The following is a 14,169-nucleotide window of genomic DNA, read 5'->3' as shown; positions in this document are numbered from 1 at the left end:
ACTACGATCGGCCCCCATGCGCCTGCCCGGCCGTTACGACGGCGTCGCCCGGCCGATCGTCACCTACGGCAGCAACCCGGTCCTGCACCGGCGCTGCGCCGACGTGACCACCTTCGACCGCGAGCTGCGGCACCTGGTGCTGGACATGTTCGCCTCGATGCAGGCCGCCGACGGCGTGGGCCTGGCCGCCAACCAGATCGGCGTCGACGCCCAGGTGTTCGTCATCGACTGCCCGGACGCCGAGGGCAACGACGTGGTCGGCTACGTGGTCAACCCCAAGCTCACCGTGCTCGAGCCGCTGGAGGGCGAGCCCGAGATCGAGCGCACCGAGGAGGGCTGCCTGTCCGTCCCCGGCCCCTACGCCGAGCTCGACCGCGCCTTCCGCGCCCGGGTGGACGGCGTCGACGTGCACGGCGACCCCACCTCCATCGAGGCCACCGGCATGGCCGCCCGCTGCCTGCAGCACGAGTGCGACCACCTCGAGGGCACCGTCTACGTCGACCGGCTGCCCGCCGAGCAGCGCGAGCAGCTGCTGGCCGAGGCCGCCGGGCCGCAGGGGGACCTCCCCGCGTGACCGTCGTCGTGGTCGGCATCGGCGCCGACGGGTGGGACGGCCTCCCGCCGCTGTCCCGCGCCGCGGTCGAGGCCGCCGACGTGCTGGTCGGCAGCCCCCGCCAGCTCGAGCTCGTCCCGGTGGACGCCGAGCGCCGGCCGTGGCCCTCCCCGCTGGTCCCGGCCGTCCCGGGCCTGTTCGCCGAGCTCGCCGGCCGCTCCGTCGTCGTCCTGGCCTCGGGCGACCCGATGCTCTCGGGCGTGGGGACGACGCTGGTGCGCGAGCTGGGCACCGACGCCGTCCGGGTGCTGCCGGCGCCGTCCTCGGTGTCGCTGGCCTGCGCCCGGCTGGGCTGGGCGGTGGAGGACACCCAGGTGGTCTCCCTGGTCGGCCGGCCGCTGGAGCTGCTGCACCCGCACGTGCACCCCGGCCGCCGGCTGCTGGTCCTCGGGTCGGACGGCGGCACCCCCGCCGCCGTGGCCGGGCTGCTCACCGCCCGGGGCTACGGCGAGTCGGTGGTCACCGCGCTGGCCTCCCTCGGCGGACCCGAGGAGAGCATCACCTCCGGGACGGCGGCCGACTGGGGCGCGCAGCCGCAGCCACTGGTGGTCACCGCGGTGGAGTGCCGCGCGGTCAGCGGCACCGCGCCGCTGCCGACCACCCCCGGCCTGCCCGACGACGCCTACGAGCACGACGGCCAGCTGACCAAGAACGAGGTCCGCGCGGTCACCCTGGCCCGGCTCGCCCCGGTGCCCGGCCAGCTGCTGTGGGACGTCGGCGCGGGCTCGGGCTCCATCGGCATCGAGTGGATGCGCGCCCACCCGGGCTGCCGCGCGGTCGCCGTCGAGGCGGTCGCCGAGCGGGCGGAGCGGATCGCCCGCAACGCCTCGCGGCTGGGCGTGCCCTACCTGCGCGTCGTGCACGGCAGCGCCCCCGAGGTGTTCGGCCGGCTGCCGCAGCCCGACGCGGTGTTCGTCGGCGGCGGCGCCACCACCCCGCTGCTGCTGGACGCCTGCTGGGACGCCCTGCCCCCCGGCGGGCGGATGGTGGTCAACGCGGTGACCGTGCAGAGCGAGGCCGAGCTGGCCGACTGGCAGTCCCGGTTCGGCGGCTCGATGGTGCGCCTGGCGGTGCAGCGGGCCGAGCCGGTCGGCGGGTTCCTCGGCTGGAAGCCGGCCATGCCGGTGACCATCTGGAGCGGCACCCGGTGACCGTCCACTTCATCGGCGCCGGCCCGGGCGCCGCCGACCTGATGACCCTGCGCGGGGCCCGGCTGCTGGCCGCGTGCCCCGTGGTGCTCTACGCCGGCGCGCTGGTGCCGCGCGAGCTGCTGGACACCGCCCGCGCCGACGCCCGGCTGGTCGACACCGCCGACCTCGACCTGGACGCCATCACCGGCGAGCTCGTCGCCGCGCACGAGGCCGGCCACGACGTCGCCCGGCTGCACTCCGGCGACCCCTCGGTGTGGAGCGCGGTGGCCGAGCAGATGCGTCGGCTGGACGCCGCCGGGGTGCCCTACGACGTCGTCCCCGGGGTGCCGGCCTTCGCCGCCGCGGCCGCCTCGCTCAAGCGGGAGCTCACCGTCCCCGGCGTCGGCCAGACCGTGGTGCTCACCCGGACGTCGGCCCGCTCCACGCCCATGCCGCCCGGGGAGGAGCTCGCCGCCTACGCCGCCACCGGCGCGACGATCGTGCTGCACCTGGCCGTGCAGCGGATCGCCGAGCTGGCCCCGCAGCTGGCCGAGCACTACGGCGCCGACGGCCCGGTCGCGGTGGTCGCCCGCGCGTCCCGGGACGACGAGCTGGTGCTGCGCGGCACCCTCGCCGACATCGCCGACCAGGTCGCCGCGGCCGGCGTCGTCCGCACCGCCGTGGTGGTGGTCGGCCCGGTGCTCACCGCCGCCGCCTTCCCCGACAGCCACCTGTACTCGACCGCCCGACCGCGATGATCCTGGTCCTGGGCGGGACCGGGGAGGCGCGCGAGCTGGCCGCCGTCCTCACCGCCCGGGGCGAGCACGTGGTGTCCTCCCTCGCCGGCCGGCTGGCCGACCCCGTGCTCCCGGACGGCGAGGTCCGCGTGGGCGGGTTCGGCGGCGTCCCCGGGCTCACCGCCTGGCTGGCCGGGCACCGGCCGACCGCGGTCGTCGACGCCACGCACCCCTTCGCCGCCGGGATCACCGCGAACGCGGCGGCCGCCTGCGCCCGGGCGGCCACCCCGCTCCTCCGGCTGCAGCGGCCCGGCTGGACGCCCGGGCCCGGCGACGACTGGCGGTGGGTCGCCGACCTGGCGGAGGCGGCCGCGGTGGTCCGGGGCACCGCGTTCCTCACCACCGGGCGGCAGGGGGTCGGGGCCTTCGCCGCGCTGCCGGGCCGGGTGCTGGTGCGCTGCGTCGACCCGCCGACCGAGCCACTGCCCCCGGGCGCCACCCTCGTGCTCGCCCGGGGGCCGTTCACCGTGGCCGACGAGCTCGCCCTGATGCGGGAGCACGCCGTCGACGTCGTCGTCAGCAAGGATTCGGGAGGGCACATGACAGCGGCCAAGCTGGTCGCCGCGCGGGAGCTCGGCATCCCGGTGGTGCTGGTCCGCCGGCCCCCGCTGCCCGCCGGCGTCCCCGTCGTCGGCACCGTGGCGGCGGCGGTCGCGTGGCTGTCCTGACCCTCTTCGACCTGGACGGCACCCTCGTCGACTCCGCGCCCGGCATCCACGCCTCGATCCGGGTCGCCGCCGCCGAGCTGGGCCTGCCCGAGCCCACCGCCGACCAGCTCACCGCCATGGTCGGCCCGCCCCTGCAGGACGGCTTCGCCTCCCTCTTCGGGCTCGAGGGTGCCGACGTCGACCGCGCGGTGGCCGCCTACCGCGCGCACTACACGGCCGGCTCGATGCTCGACGCGCCCGTGTACGCCGGCGTCCCGGAGCTGCTGACGGCACTGCAGGAGGACGGCCAGCTGCTCGCCGTCGCCACCTCCAAGCCCGCGACGTTCGCCGAGCGGATCCTCGGGCACGCCGGGCTGCTGGCCGCCTTCGCCGGCGTGCACGGCGCGACGCTGGACGGCCGGGTCCGGCACAAGCAGCAGGTCGTCGGCCTCGCGCTGGCCGCCCACCCGGGGGAGCGGCCCGTGCTGGTCGGCGACCGCGCGCAGGACGTCGTCGGCGCACGGGTGCACCACCTGCCGTGCGTCGGCGCAGGGTGGGGCCCGGCCCGGCCGGGCGAGCTGGAGCAGGCCGGGGCGGCCGTCGTGGTCGGGCACCCGGGCGAGGTGCCGGCGGCGCTGGCGCGGCTGCGCAGCTGACCCGGGCGGGTGATCACCCTCCCGAGGGCTCATCAGGGAGACCACCCCGGCCGATCACCCTGCTCAGACGGCGCACCAGCGCCGCACGGACGGACGAGGAGTGGACGTGGCCGTGGAGCTGCCGGTGCCGGGGGCGCTGGTCGACGTCGTCGCGGGGGCCGAGGTGGTCACCGGGCGGGTCGCCCAGCGGCACGCCGACGGCGTCGTCGTCGAGCTCCCGGTCGCCCCCGCGGCCACCGAGCCGCTGCGCCTCTACTGGACCGCGCCCGAGGGCGTGCACACCGTGCTGGCCCGGGTGGCCATGCGCTGGCCGGTCCGCACCGGCGTCCGCTGGCAGCTGGTGCCCGTCGGCGCCGCCGAGCGGGGCAACCGCCGGGACGCCGTCCGGGCGCCGCTGCGGCTGCGGATGCAGCTCGCCCAGCGGGGCACCCGGTCGGTCTTCCGGGGCCGCACCACCGACCTGAGCGAGGCGGGCCTGCGCGGCCGGCTGGAGCCGGGCCCCACCGCGCCCGTCGAGGGCGCGGAGGTCGACGTCGGCCTGCTGCTGCGCGGCGCGGTCTTCCCGCTCCCGGGGACGCTGCAGACCGCCATCGGCGACGAGACCGGCTGGGACGTGACCGTCGCCTTCGTCGACCTCGCCGAGAGCCTGCAGGACCTCATCCGCGCGCAGGTGTTCGCCGCGCTCCGCGAGCAGCGGCGGCTCAGTCTGCTGTGACCGGCACCGGCCGGCGGTCGCGCACCAGCCCGGCCACCGCGGTCAGCGCCAGCAGCACGACCACCGCGCCGTAGACCTCGGCCGTCGTCGTCAGCCCGAGCGGGCCGGCGGCGAGCCCGGCGGCGATCGCCGGCAGGCTGAAGGCCAGGTAGCTGACGGTGAACACCGCCGACAGCAGGCCGGCGCGCTGCGCCGGGTCGACCCCGGTGGTGACGGTGGCCATCGCGCCCAGGAACGCCGAGCCGAAGCCGAACCCGCTGACCACCGCGGCGACGTAGAACAGGCCCAGCGACCCGGCGGCCAGCGCGGCGACCGTGCCGCCCACGCCGACGACGAAGACCAGTGCGCCGGCGACCATCCCGGTCGCGGGGGCCAGCCCGCGGGTGACCAGCGAGCCGACCAGGCCGGTGCCGTTCAGCGCCAGGATGAGCAGCCCCCCGGCCACGTGGTTCTCCACCCCGAACACCCCGGCCACCAGTGACGGGCCGAGCGAGGCGTACAGCCCGCCGAGGGCCCAGGTCGCGGCCAGGCAGGGGAGGGCGACGAGGAACGCCCGCCGACTGGCGCGCGGCACGTGCACGCTGGGGCGCAGCGACGCCAGCGCGCCCGGCACCCGCGGCGAGGACTCCGGCAGCGCCACCCAGGTGACGACGCCGGCCACGACGAACACCGCGCCCAGGACGCCGAACACCCACTCACCCGGCTGCACCAGGACCTGGACGGCGACCGACGCCCCGAGCGCACCCGCCGACAGGCCGAGGCCGGGCGAGGCGGAGTTGATCAGCGGGCCGAGCGGCTTGGCCGGCCGCTGCAGGTCCAGCAGCGCGGCCCCGAACGCCCCGGTCATCGCGCCGGTGGCCAGGCCCTGCACCACGCGCGCGGCGATCAGCCAGGCCACCCCGTCGGCGAGGACGAACAGGCCCATCGCGGCGGCCTCGACCAGCAGCGCCACCGCCAGCACCGGCCGGCGTCCGACGTGGTCGCTGAGCGCGCCGACGGTGAGCAGCGCCAGCAGCAGCGCGAAGGCGTAGACGGCGAAGACCAGGGTCAGCGTGCCGGTGCCGAACCCGAACTCCTCGGCGTAGACCCGGTAGAGCGGGGAGGGGACGCCGGAGGCGGCGAGCACCAGGACCAGCAGCACCGCCACCGACCAGAACGCCGCCGGCCGCGAGAGTGTGCGCACAGCAGGCGACAAGTCGTTGCGCACCCCACCTGTTCCCGCGGCCGCCCCGCCGTCGCGGCCCTCCGCCTGGTCGACTGTGCAGCCACGGCCCCGATGAGGTGCTCCGGAGGGCCATGGGTGCACAGTCGACGCAGCCTGTGGACGGCGTCAGCGCGATGCCGTCCCGTCGGGCAGCCTGCGGGCGTGCTGGCCACCGACGAGCTCCTCGCCGTCCCCTTCCGGGGGTCCGACGCCGTGGCCCACGGGCTGCTCACGCCCAAGCAGCTGCGCGGCCCCCGCTGGCGGCGCGTGCTCCGCGACGTCTACGCACCCGCGGCCGCGCCGCTGGACCACGAGCTGCGGGCCCGCGCTGCCGCCGTCCTGCTCCCCGAAGGGGTGGTGACCGGCCGGAGCGGGGCCTGGCTGTGGCGGGTCGACGTCGACGGCCCGGACGGCGCGGCCGCCGCCGAGGAGGTCGAGGTCTCCGTCCCGTCGAACCGCAGCGTGCGCACACCCGGCCTGGTCGTGCGCCGACGGTCGTTCGCCGACCACCAGATCGGCTGCCCGCCCTGGCTGCGTGACGTCCCGACGCTGTGGCCCGACCACGCCGCGCTGGACCTGGCGTCCGACCCGCGCCGCGGCCTGGTCGAGTCGGTCGTCGTGCTCGACCAGTTCTGCGCCGCTGGCCTCACCAGCCTCAGCTCGCTGCGGTCGGCCGCGCGCTGGTGGACCGGACGTGGCAGCCGGGGCATGCAGGCTGCGCTGCGCGATGCCGACGGCCTTGCGGGCTCGCCACCGGAGACCAGGTTGCGGCTGGGTCTGTACGCCGGCCCGTGGCCGCGGCCGGTCGCGCAGTACCGCCTGGTGCGCGCCGACGGCCGGCGGGTCAAGGAGCTGGACTTCGCGTGGCCGCACCTGCGGTTCGCCGTCGAGTACGACGGTGCGCCGCACGTCGCGACGTCGCTCCGACCGGAGGCCGGGTTCCGGCTGCCGAAGGACCGGCGGGTGCTGAACGAGGTGCAGGGGCTCGGCTGGCAGCTCTTCTACGTCACCGCGCCGGACCACCACGACATGACCGGCCTCGTCGACCGCATCGGTGCCGCACTGCTGGCACGGTCCGCGGAGCTGGGCGTGCCGCTCGGCTGATCGAGTGTGCAGCCAGCGTCCCCAGAACGGCCGTCCAGGGGCGCCAGCTGCACGGTCAGGGGTAGGTGCGGCTGGTGTAGACCTGGCCGGACGGGGTCACCCGGGTCCGGGTGCTGCCGATGATCACCAGGCAGCGCATGTCCACGGTGCCGGGGTTGAGGTCGCCCAGCGTGGTCACGGTCAGCGACTCCTCCGGCCCGCCGACGTCGCGGCCGACCACCACCACCGTCCCCGGGTCCCGCACCTCGAGCAGCGCCTCGCGCGCGGCGAACAGCTGGTGCGGGCGCGCCTTGGACCGGGGGTTGTAGAGCGCGACCACCAGGTCGGCGGCGGCGGCGTGGCGGAGCCGGTCGAGGACGACGTCCCACGGCTTGAGCACGTCCGACAGCGACAGGATGCAGAAGTCGTGCCCCAGCGGCGCCCCCACCTTCGACGCCACGGCCTGCGCGGCGGTGATGCCGGGGAGCACCCGCACCGGGACGTCGGGGAAGTCCGCCGCGGCCACCTCGAGCACCGCGGCGGCCATCGCGAAGACGCCGGGGTCGCCGCTGGACACCACCGCCACCCGGCGCCCGGACCGGGCCATCGCCAGCGCCGCGGCCGCGCGCTCGGCCTCCACCCGGTTGTCGCTGGGGTGCTTGACCTGCCGAGGGTTGGCCGGCACCCGGTCCAGGTAGGGGCCGTAGCCCACCAGGTCGTCGGCCTCGGCGAGCGCGGTGGCCGCCTCGGGCGTCGTCCACCAGCGGGCGCCGGGCCCGAGCCCGACGACGGTCACCGAGCCGCCCTGAGGGGCAGGTGGCGGGGGCTCCACCCCGGTCACCGCGGCCTCCGGTACCGGGAGCTGGAGGTCGGCGGCGTCGTTGCCCGGCCCGGTCAGCTCCGAGGGCAGCAACGCGAGGGAGAAGTAGGGCACCGTCTCCGGGTCGACATCGGCCAGCGGGAGCACCCGCTGCCGGTCGGTGGTCGCCCGCTCCACGTACCAGGCGCGGTCCAGCACGCCCGCGACGGAGAAGGCGTCCCGGACGGCGGGGAAGGTGCGGCCCAGCTTCATCACCGCGGCCGAGTCGGCGGTCTCCAGCCAGGCGGCGAGCTCCTCGGTGGGCAGCGTGCCGGGCAGCACGGTCAGCACCTCGTCGCGCTCGACCAGCGGCCGGCCCAGCACCGCGGCGGCCCCGCTCACGCTGGTCACCCCGGGCACGACCTCGGTCGGGTACCGGTGCGCCAGCCGCTTGTGCATGTGCATGTAGGAGCCGTAGAAGAACGGGTCGCCCTCGGCGAGGACGACGACGTCGCGGCCGGCGTCCAGGTGCGCGGCCAGCCGCTCGGCGGCCGCGGCGTAGAACTCGTCGATCGCGCCCTGGTAGCCACCGGGGTGGTCGGTGGCCTCGGTGGTCACCGGGTAGACCAGCAGCTCCTCGACCTGGCCCGCCCGCAGGTAGGGCTCGGCCAGCCCGCGGGCGACCGAGCGCCCGTGCCGCGCGGCGTGGAAGGCGACGACGTCGGCCGCGCCGATGAGCCGGGCCGCCTTGACCGTCACCAGCTCCGGGTCGCCGGGCCCCAGCCCGACCCCGTACAGCCGCCCGGTCATTCGGCGGTGCTCGCCAGCGCGTTGACCGCGGCGGCGGTGATCGCGGAGCCGCCCCGGCGGCCGCGGACGACCAGGAAGTCCAGGTCGGAGGCGGCGAGGGCGTCCTTGCTCTCCACCGCGCCGATGAAGCCCACCGGGATGCCGACCACCGCGGCGGGGCGCGGGGCGCCGGCGGCGACCATCTCCAGCAGGTGGAACAGCGCGGTCGGGGCGTTGCCGATGGCGACGACGGCGCCGTCCAGCTTGTCGCCCCACAGCTGCAGGGCGGCCGCCGTCCGGGTGGTGCCCAGGGCCGCGGCGAGGTCCGGCGTCCGCGGGTCGTTGAGCGTGCAGACCACCTCGTTGTAGGCGGGCAGCCGCTTGCGGGTGACGCCGGCGGCCACCATCTGGGCGTCGCAGAGCACCGGGGCGCCGCGCTCGAGCGCCGCGCGGGCCTTGCCGACCACGCCCTCGGACCAGGCGACGTCGTCCACCAGGTCGACCTGGCCGCAGGCGTGGATCATCCGCACCGTCACCTGCGCGACGTCGGCCGGCAGCCGGTCCAGCGCGGCCTCGCGGCGGATCGTCGCGAAGGACTGCCGGTAGATCTCGGCGCCGTCGTGCTCGTACTCGTAGCTCACCCTGCTCCGATCTCGTAGCCCTGACCGGTGGCCAGGACGTCGACCGATCCTGCCGGGCGCCCGCAGCGCCGCTCGCACCCGGCCCAGTGCTGGGGGCCGGGGACCGGCAGCGTGCCGGTGGCCACCGCCCGCGCGGCGTCGGCCCGGACGTCGGCCCGCGACTTGGCGCACCCGGGCAGCCCGGCGCACGCGGTGACCTGCGCCCAGGGGCTCGCCGCGTCGAAGACCAGGCCCGCGGAGTGCAGCGCGGTGGCGACGTCGTCGACGTACTCGTCGGGCAGGTCGGGGACGGCGACGCTGCGCCACGGCGTCAGCTGCACCTCGCTGCCCAGCGCCGCGGTGACCTGCACGAGGACGTCGAGGGCGGCGGTGGTCAGCCGGCCCAGCGGCACCAGCCCGACCAGCGCCACCCGGCCGTCGCCCTGCTCGAGGGAGCCGACCGGCGGGTCCGCGGCGGGCACCGCCAGCGGCACCACCGAGCTCCCGAGGCGGGCGGCCACCCGCGCCGGGCCGTCGTCCAGCTCGTGCACCCGCCAGGCCTGCGAGCCCTGGGCGGCCCGCTCGTCGAGGAACGCGCGGGCCGCGCGCAGCAGAAGGTCGTGCGCCTGCGCCGGGGCCGCGCGGAGCCCGGAGCCGTGCCCGGCGAGGACCAGCGCGAGGGCGTCGGGCGCCACCGCGACCAGGCCGGCGTCCCCCGCGAGGCCGTGCACGTCGCCGCGGCCGTCGTCCACGGTGACCAGGAAGCGGCCGGGCAGCGCGGCCAGCGACGGGTCGGCGACCAGCCCGGCGTCCAGGGCCTGCACCACCGGCCGGACGTCGACCAGCCCGCCGGACCGCCCGGACAGCACGCTGGCCACCACGTTGCGGGCGGTCTCGTGGGCCTCCGAGGGCAGCAGCCCGGCGTCGTGCAGCCGGCGGGCCAGCTCGGGCGGGGCGTCGTCGGCCAGGCCGCGCAGCTGCACGTTGCCGCGGCTGGTCAGCTCCAGCGCGCCGTCGGCCAGGTCGACCGCGGCCTGCGCGAGCACCAGCAGCTGCGCACCGGTCAGCAGCCCGCCGGGCACCCGGACCCGGGCCAGCCGGCCGTCGGCGGCCAGGTGCGTCTGCACCGCACCCGGGCAGGCGTCGGCACGGTCGCGGGGAGTCATGGCGGCCCGAGGTTACGTGCGGCCCACCTCGACGTGGGCCGCGCGGGGGCGGATCCTGCACCTGGGCGGCCGGGAAGCACGAGAGGTGCCCGTGCGTTCCACCGGCCGCCTGAGAGGAGGCCACGATGACCACCATCGACCTGCACTCCGAGTTCCTCCGCGCCGAGCTGTTCCTGATCAGCGGGCAGCCGACCGAGGCCGTGGCGATCCTGGCCCCGGTCGTGGCGGCCTACCCGCAGGACATCGCGGTGCTCGAGCTGCTCGGCCGGGCCTGTTTCGAGTCCGCGCAGCTCGCCCGCGCCGAGGAGGCGTTCGGCCAGCTGGTCGAGCTGGCCCCCGCCGACGGCTGGGCCCGCCGCGCGCTGGCCCGCACGCTGGAGCGGCAGCACCGCCCCGCCGAGGCGGCCACCCACCACCGGGTGGCCGACGCCCTGGGCGCGGCGAGCTGAGTCAGGCCCGGCGACCGAGCCGGGCCAGCAGGGCCGTCTGCCGGTCGGCGTCCGCGCCGACCGGCAGTGCCGGCCCGCAGATGCCGTCCATGTGCAGCGCGTCCCCGAAGGAGTCGGCGCCGGCCTCGATGCGGTCCAGCTCGGCGTCGGCGAGGGTCTCGTCGCCGCCGGTGGCCCGGGCGACGTCCCAGCGGTGCACGACCAGGTCCCACACGTAGAACTGCTCCAGCGTGGCGCCGACGGTCGTGGGGCCGAAGAAGCCGTCGTAGGCGGTGTCGAGCAGCCCGTCGGTGAGCAGGTCCCGGACGGTGCCGGTGTGCGCGCGGAAGGCAGTGGCCGGGTCGGCGAGGTCGGGGCGGGGGCCGACGTCCGCGCCGTGCGTGGTGAGCAGCTCGCGCTGGGTGTCCACGACGTGCGCGACGACGTCGCGGGCCGTCCAGCCCTCGCATGGGGAGGGCCGGTCCCACCGGTCGGCGGGGACGGCGTCGAGGACGGCGGTCAGGGCTGCGGCGGCGGCCCGGTGGGCGGCGGCGGTCCGGTGCATGCCCACCACCCTGGCGGGGTGCGGCAGGGTGGGTCTTGATGGAACCCGACACGACCGACGCGGTGGAGCGGGCGCACCTGCGGGCCCCGGACGACCGCTCGCACACCATGTTCCGGTACGCGCCCCCGCCGGACCTCGTCCCGCTGGTGCAGCGGTTCTGGATCCCCGTGTGGTCGGTGCCGCCGGGGCAGGAGTCGGTGCAGCGGGTGCTGCAGTACCCGGTCGGGCTCGTCGTCGTCAGCCCCGACTACGCCCGGTTCTACGGCGTCGTCACCGGGCTGTCGGAGACCGTGCTCGCCGGCGACGGGTGGGCGGTCGGGGTGATGCTGACGCCGGCGGCCGGGTCGCTGGTGTCCGGTGTCGACATGTCGACCCTCACCGACCGCCATGTCGACATCGGCGAGCTGCTCGGCGACCCCGGGAGGGAGCTGGCCGACCGGGTGCGGACGGCGATGGGCCCCGACCCGCGCGCCCCGGCGGCGCACGCCGTGGCGGTGCAGGCCTTCGCCGACCTGCTGCGCCCGTCCCTGCCGGTGGACGCCGAGGGCGAGCTGGTGGACCGGGTGGTCGGGCTGGTCGAGTCGCGCCCGGACCTGGTGCGGGTGGCCCAGCTGTGCGCGGCGACCGGGCTGGGCGAGCGGGCGCTGCAGCGGTTGGTCGCGCGCCGGCTGGGGCTCACGCCGAAGTGGTTGGTGCAGCGGCGCCGGCTGCACGAGGCGGCCGAGCGGCTGCGGGCCGGGGACGGATCGCTCGCGGAGACCGCGACTCTGCTGGGCTACGCCGACCAGGCGCACTTCACCCGTGACTGGGCCGCGGTGGTCGGCACCCCGCCGGGGCGGTTCGCCGCGGAGCACCGCCGTCCGGGCTGATCAGGCGATGTCGACGTCCACGCCCTCGTCGGCGAGCAGCTCGGCGACGGTCTGCACGACCAGGCCGTGCTCGGTGGGGTCGCCGTCGGCCGGGTCGGCCAGGTGGTCGCAGAACTCCTCGTAGCGCTGCTCCCCGCCCAGGGTCAGGTACTCGACCCACAGGACCTTGGTCGAGACCGGGCACAGCCGGGCGGCCTCGAGCAGGCTCAGGGTCAGCCTCGGGGGGACCAGGCGCAGCGCGGGCCGGTCGTGGTCGTGGCCGTCGGCGGGGGAGAGCGCTGCGGTCATGGGAGGCCTTCCGGGGAGCCCTGGGTTGGGTGCAACCGAACCTAGGGCCATGTACCAGCTGGTCACCACGGCGCGACCTGATACGTGCGCGTTCCGGTTGTTGGCAACTTCATCCCGCGTGTTGTCAGAAGTCCTCGAGGGGCCCGTCGCCGGCCCGGGCCACGGCCCCCGACGCGGCGCCGGCCCGGAACACGGAGAGGTCGTCGGCGCCGTCGACCTGGAAGCCCCAGCCGGCGTCCAGCGCCGGGACCGTCAGCGCTCCGCCGGCGCCGGTGTTCAGCTCGACCGGGGTCCCCGGTGGCGCGGCGACCACCAGCGTGGCCCCGAAGGTGGAGGAGTCACCGGCGTAGGAGGCGCAGCGGGCCACGACCACCAGGGTGGCCGGGTCGGTGCCGGCCGGGTGGGTCGACGTGCCGCAGGGCTGGGCGGCGAAGCCCGTCCCGGCGACGGTGCTGGTGGCCACCGCGCCGGTGGGCAGCACGACCGCGACGGTCACCGCCTGCGCGGTCGTCCCACCGGGGGCCGGGAAGGTGCCCGACCCGAGCACCGTCACCGCCAGGTCCTGCGGCCGGCGTCCGGTCGGACCGGTGACCTGCTCGACCGCGACGCGGTAGGCGAACGGGTCGACCGGGTCGGTTCCCGAACGGGCGGCCAGCGGCGTCCCCGCCCAGCTGGCCGACGTCTGCAGCAGCACCGGCCGGTCGGTGGTCACCGGGGTGCCGTCCCGGCTGACCCGGGCCACCACCCCGCCGCCGCCGGCGCGGTCCAGCCGCACGGCCGACACCCCGTCGGCGGTGCCCACCGGCCGGGAGGTGCGCGCCGCCGTGCCGTCGGCGGCCACGTCGAACCCGGCGGACACCTCGACCTCGTCCCCGGGCGCGGCGACCAGCAGCAGGGCCGCGCCGCGGTCGTCCTCGACGGTGGCCGAGAAGACGGTCGAGGAGGCGCTGCTGCGGGCCGTGACCTGGGAGCTCATCGCCGCCGCGGGGGACCCGGTCGGGCCGGTGAACCAGGTGGCCGTCGTCCCGCCGTCCTCGACCTGCACCAGCAGCGCCCAGCGGTGGCCGACCGCGTCGCCGGCGTAGAGCAGCCGGGCCCGGTCCGGTGCCGGCGCCATCTGGTCGCGCAGGTCGGCGACGAACTCCGTGTCCCCGGCCAGCGACCCCCGCGCCGGGCCCAGCGGGACCGGGGGCGCGCCGGTCGCCGGGGGCTCCGCGGGGCGCACCAGGTCGGGCAGGGCGGTGACGCCGACGGCGAGGACGGCGACCACCGCGACGGCGGCGCCCGCGATCGCCCACCGGCCCCGGCGCACGGCGCGCACCCCGTCGGCGACGGCGGCGTCGTCCAGGTCGGCCAGCTGCGCGGTCCCGGCCAGCACCTCCAGCCGGGCCGGCAGCTGCTCCGCCGGCACCCCGAGCCGGCCCGGCAGGCCCGCCAGGTCCACGCCGGGCACCCGCCGCGCGACCTCGTCGGCCGGGCGGTCCTCGAACCAGCGCAGCACCACCGCCGCGCGCTCGGCGCGGGTCAGCCCGGCGAGCCCGGCGGACAGCTCGGCCGCGGCCGCGGCGTCGGCGGGGGAGACCCACCACGGCGTCCCCGGGGAGCCGCTGAGGACCACCTCGCGGCCCACCCGGCGGCGCAGGTGGGCGCGCACGAGCGCGTCGACCCCGCCCCCGCGGGCCAGGGCGCGCGCCAGCAGGTCGCGGGCACCCGCGTCGCTGCCGGCCAGCAGGAACGCCGTCGGCAGCAGCTCCCGCCAGTCGTCGGTCACCGGCACAGTGAACCCCCGATCGGGTTCGT

The 14,169-nt window shown here is 77.3% G+C and carries 16 protein-coding genes; 9 read left to right on the top strand and 7 right to left on the bottom strand.

Annotation, left to right across the window (positions count from 1 at the left end; all coding sequences use genetic code 11):
• Nucleotides 1-16 precede the first annotated feature (16 nt).
• The 6 genes from def to BM158_RS10170 all read left to right on the top strand — a co-directional run bounded on the left by def (nt 17) and on the right by BM158_RS10170 (nt 4,558).
• Complete coding sequence (gene def, locus BM158_RS10195; RefSeq protein WP_091557496.1) at nt 17-574, top strand: peptide deformylase; 558 nt, start codon at nt 17-19, stop codon at nt 572-574.
• Complete coding sequence (gene cbiE / locus BM158_RS10190) at nt 571-1,764, top strand: precorrin-6y C5,15-methyltransferase (decarboxylating) subunit CbiE (protein ID WP_091557493.1); 1,194 nt, start codon at nt 571-573, stop codon at nt 1,762-1,764. The genes def and cbiE overlap by 4 nt, the downstream gene beginning before the upstream one ends.
• Entirely contained in the window at nt 1,761-2,501 is a 741-nt protein-coding gene (gene cobM / locus BM158_RS10185) for a precorrin-4 C(11)-methyltransferase (protein WP_091557490.1), read from the top strand. Before cbiE ends, cobM begins: the two co-directional genes overlap by 4 nt.
• Nucleotides 2,498-3,208 (top strand): cobalt-precorrin-6A reductase, encoded by a 711-nt coding sequence (locus BM158_RS10180; RefSeq protein WP_091557487.1) that lies wholly within the window; start codon nt 2,498-2,500, stop codon nt 3,206-3,208. Before cobM ends, BM158_RS10180 begins: the two co-directional genes overlap by 4 nt.
• On the top strand, nt 3,196-3,843 hold the full coding sequence (locus BM158_RS10175) for an HAD hydrolase-like protein (protein WP_091557485.1): 648 nt from the start codon (nt 3,196-3,198) through the stop codon (nt 3,841-3,843). Before BM158_RS10180 ends, BM158_RS10175 begins: the two co-directional genes overlap by 13 nt.
• A 106-nt stretch (nt 3,844-3,949) precedes the next feature.
• Nucleotides 3,950-4,558 carry a PilZ domain-containing protein gene (locus BM158_RS10170; protein WP_131802014.1) on the top strand — a complete coding sequence of 203 codons (609 nt, stop codon included), beginning with the start codon at nt 3,950-3,952 and terminating at the stop codon, nt 4,556-4,558.
• Here the strand turns inward: BM158_RS10170 and BM158_RS10165 are convergent.
• Complete coding sequence (locus BM158_RS10165) at nt 4,545-5,741, bottom strand: MFS transporter (RefSeq protein WP_091557478.1); 1,197 nt, start codon at nt 5,739-5,741, stop codon at nt 4,545-4,547. The two genes, BM158_RS10170 and BM158_RS10165, sit on opposite strands and share 14 nt — an antisense overlap.
• 183 nt (nt 5,742-5,924) lie before the next feature.
• Here BM158_RS10165 and BM158_RS10160 point away from each other — a divergent pair, with 183 nt between their 5' ends.
• Complete coding sequence (locus BM158_RS10160) at nt 5,925-6,866, top strand: hypothetical protein (protein WP_229827709.1); 942 nt, start codon at nt 5,925-5,927, stop codon at nt 6,864-6,866.
• A 55-nt stretch (nt 6,867-6,921) separates the two neighbouring features.
• On the opposite strand, the gene BM158_RS10155 is transcribed toward BM158_RS10160, so the two are convergent.
• From BM158_RS10155 to cobG, 3 genes are read right to left on the bottom strand one after another with little or no spacing between them, the layout of a single operon-like run.
• Nucleotides 6,922-8,454 carry a precorrin-2 C(20)-methyltransferase gene (locus tag BM158_RS10155; protein ID WP_091557475.1) on the bottom strand — a complete coding sequence of 511 codons (1,533 nt, stop codon included), beginning with the start codon at nt 8,452-8,454 and terminating at the stop codon, nt 6,922-6,924.
• Nucleotides 8,451-9,074 (bottom strand): precorrin-8X methylmutase, encoded by a 624-nt coding sequence (locus BM158_RS10150; protein ID WP_091557472.1) that lies wholly within the window; start codon nt 9,072-9,074, stop codon nt 8,451-8,453. Before BM158_RS10150 ends, BM158_RS10155 begins: the two co-directional genes overlap by 4 nt.
• On the bottom strand, nt 9,071-10,219 hold the full coding sequence (gene cobG, locus BM158_RS10145; RefSeq protein ID WP_091557470.1) for a precorrin-3B synthase: 1,149 nt from the start codon (nt 10,217-10,219) through the stop codon (nt 9,071-9,073). Before cobG ends, BM158_RS10150 begins: the two co-directional genes overlap by 4 nt.
• A 125-nt stretch (nt 10,220-10,344) precedes the next feature.
• Here cobG and BM158_RS10140 point away from each other — a divergent pair, with 125 nt between their 5' ends.
• Nucleotides 10,345-10,668, top strand: coding sequence for a tetratricopeptide repeat protein (locus BM158_RS10140; RefSeq protein ID WP_091557467.1), 324 nt, complete (start codon nt 10,345-10,347; stop codon nt 10,666-10,668).
• 1 nt (nt 10,669) lies between these two features.
• Here BM158_RS10140 and BM158_RS10135 read toward each other — a convergent pair whose 3' ends face one another.
• The gene (locus tag BM158_RS10135; RefSeq protein ID WP_091557465.1) at nt 10,670-11,212 is read right to left on the bottom strand and encodes a TIGR03086 family metal-binding protein; all 543 of its coding nucleotides are present in this window, start codon (nt 11,210-11,212) and stop codon (nt 10,670-10,672) included.
• Nucleotides 11,213-11,250: 38 nt separating this feature from the next.
• Between BM158_RS10135 and BM158_RS10130 the strand changes: the two genes are divergently transcribed.
• A complete protein-coding gene (locus tag BM158_RS10130) occupies nt 11,251-12,081 on the top strand; it encodes a helix-turn-helix domain-containing protein (RefSeq protein WP_091557462.1) in 831 nt (276 codons plus the stop codon).
• Here the strand turns inward: BM158_RS10130 and BM158_RS10125 are convergent, their stop codons facing one another.
• Nucleotides 12,082-12,369, bottom strand: a complete 288-nt coding sequence (locus BM158_RS10125; protein WP_091557458.1) for a hypothetical protein — start codon at nt 12,367-12,369, stop codon at nt 12,082-12,084.
• A 124-nt stretch (nt 12,370-12,493) separates the two neighbouring features.
• Nucleotides 12,494-14,140 (bottom strand): SigE family RNA polymerase sigma factor, encoded by a 1,647-nt coding sequence (locus BM158_RS21765; RefSeq protein WP_091557455.1) that lies wholly within the window; start codon nt 14,138-14,140, stop codon nt 12,494-12,496.
• Nucleotides 14,141-14,169: the final 29 nt, after the last annotated feature.

Origin of the sequence: Klenkia taihuensis, from assembly GCF_900112525.1 — a bacterium.
GTDB classification, from domain to species: Bacteria; Actinomycetota; Actinomycetes; order Mycobacteriales; family Geodermatophilaceae; genus Klenkia; species Klenkia taihuensis.
This window is presented reverse-complemented; position numbering and strand designations above follow the sequence as displayed.

Coding starts and splice junctions, on each gene's coding strand:
- def (WP_091557496.1), top strand. CDS start 17: ATGCGCCTGCCCGGCCGTTACGACGGCGTCGCCCGGCCGATCGTCACC.
- BM158_RS10180 (WP_091557487.1), top strand. CDS start 2,498: ATGATCCTGGTCCTGGGCGGGACCGGGGAGGCGCGCGAGCTGGCCGCC.
- BM158_RS10155 (WP_091557475.1), bottom strand. CDS start 8,454: ATGACCGGGCGGCTGTACGGGGTCGGGCTGGGGCCCGGCGACCCGGAG.
- cobG (WP_091557470.1), bottom strand. CDS start 10,219: ATGACTCCCCGCGACCGTGCCGACGCCTGCCCGGGTGCGGTGCAGACG.
- BM158_RS10140 (WP_091557467.1), top strand. CDS start 10,345: ATGACCACCATCGACCTGCACTCCGAGTTCCTCCGCGCCGAGCTGTTC.
- BM158_RS10135 (WP_091557465.1), bottom strand. CDS start 11,212: ATGCACCGGACCGCCGCCGCCCACCGGGCCGCCGCCGCAGCCCTGACC.
- BM158_RS10130 (WP_091557462.1), top strand. CDS start 11,251: ATGGAACCCGACACGACCGACGCGGTGGAGCGGGCGCACCTGCGGGCC.
- BM158_RS10125 (WP_091557458.1), bottom strand. CDS start 12,369: ATGACCGCAGCGCTCTCCCCCGCCGACGGCCACGACCACGACCGGCCC.